The organism is Microcoleus sp. B6-A1 (genome assembly GCF_036705085.1).
Classification (GTDB): domain Bacteria; phylum Cyanobacteriota; class Cyanobacteriia; order Cyanobacteriales; family Microcoleaceae; genus Microcoleus.
This window is the reverse complement of record NZ_JAUBTU010000012.1, coordinates 89,620-89,841: the sequence shown is the minus strand read 5'-3', so window position 1 is coordinate 89,841 and position 222 is coordinate 89,620. Positions and strand designations below refer to the sequence as shown.

Annotated in this window: 1 pseudogene; it reads right to left on the bottom strand. The window is 46.4% G+C overall.

Features of this window, described 5'->3' with window-relative positions:
* A pseudogene (locus QUB11_RS06675) lies at window positions 1-222 on the bottom strand (CopG family transcriptional regulator); the annotation flags it as partial.

The window sequence follows — 222 nt, the reverse complement described above, 5'->3', positions numbered from 1 at the left end:
CGATTTTTCTGCTAGCTGCTGCTGAAACTCGTGTTCCCGGTGTTCTTTTTCGGCGAATTGCTGCTGCAAAGATTCCAAAGAACTCGATTTTTCAGCTAATTGCTGCTGAAACTCGTGTTCGCGGTGTTCTCTTTCGGCTAGCTGTTGCTGCAAAGAAGCGATCGAACTTTCGCGTTCACTCAACTGCTGCTGTAAACTTTCGTAACTTGACTTCGCTACTGT